Origin of the sequence: Nonomuraea antri, assembly GCF_013283785.1 — a bacterium.
Lineage (GTDB): Bacteria > Actinomycetota > Actinomycetes > Streptosporangiales > Streptosporangiaceae > Nonomuraea > Nonomuraea antri.
In genome coordinates, this window is the sequence record NZ_JABCPZ010000548.1 from 1 (window position 1) to 1221 (window position 1221).

General features: G+C 67.2%; 1 protein-coding gene. It reads right to left on the reverse strand.

The genetic code is table 11. The annotated features are described in order from the left end of the window. Positions 1–166 precede the first annotated feature (166 nt). Positions 167–1221: neutral zinc metallopeptidase (locus HII36_RS55270; protein ID WP_173531402.1), on the reverse strand; the 1055-nt coding region annotated here is incomplete at its 5' end.

Genomic DNA, 1221 nt, shown 5'->3' on the forward strand with positions numbered 1-1221 from the left:
GTTCGGTGCCTACCCCGTCACGCTTGCTCACACCGGCTCCTTCACAGGCCTACCAGGCGAAACCCCTGGGTCACGCCCCCCATTGGGCACAAGATTGCCAGGATTCTAGCCCCCATATATGGACATCAGAGACATGTGCCCAAGCTGAGATGAACGCCATATGACGTCAGGACGTCGCCGAGGAAGACGCCAACCAGGTATTGCACTGGAAAGTCCGGTTCTTCTCCCAGCCCTGTCTGAACCACCGATTGTTGTTGGCCGGAGTGCCGTGATCCCGCGGCCAGCCCGGATAGTCGCCGACCTGAGCGTAGAACCAGAACAGCCGGCCGCGATTGGCGGTGGTGACCGGGTAGGAGGCCGCGACCGACCGCATCCACATGCCGCCGAGACAGGTGGCCTGCAGTTCGAGCCGCCTGCTCAGCGCCAGCTTGCCGCTCTGGCTGGAGGAGTCGAGCGTCTGCGCCCACCAGGAGTTCATCAGGCCGGTGATGTTCTGCACGTGATGGCCGTACTCGTGGGCCATCATGCTGATGATGCCGCCGTGCCAGGAGATGATCTGGCCGTACCCGCGGGCGTTGCCGTTGCCCCTGGCCATGGCCGAGGTGGAGGCGTAGATCGTGTTGTTGCGCGGGCAGTAGTACGGCACCATGCTGCCGGCCGACGGGTAGTCGCCGCACGCGCCCCTGCCGCGCCTGGCGGCGATCGCGTACCCGGGCGGGCTGAACGCGATGCCCTCCTTGCGCAGGATCGGGCCCCACGCCCGGTCCATGCAGCGGCCGGTCCTGAGGATCAGCGCCTTGAGCTGGCTGTGGCTGTAGATGTTGACGTTGCCGGCCGGGCAGCCCAGCCTGGGCAGGCCGCCGGCCTTGTACAGGGTGTTGTTCTTCAGGCTCGTGTTGAGCGTGACCTTGGCGGGCGGGTTGACCGTCGTGTCGTTCCCGTTCTCGGTGGGCCGCTGTGTCGGGCGCTGTGTCGGGCGCTGGGTGGTCGGCTCCTCGCTCGGCTCGTCGCTCCTGTCGGTCGTGGGACGCTCGGTGGACCTGCGCGGCGGCTCGTAGGTGGGATCGTACGAGGGCAGCGCGACCGGCGTGGTCGTGTCCGAGCCGGACGAGCTCGCGAACACGAACGCGCCGATCACGATCAGTACGAACAGCGCGGCCATCGAGCCGAACACGATCCCGAGCACGCCGGCCGCGCCCATGCCCTGCTTCCTGCGCGGCC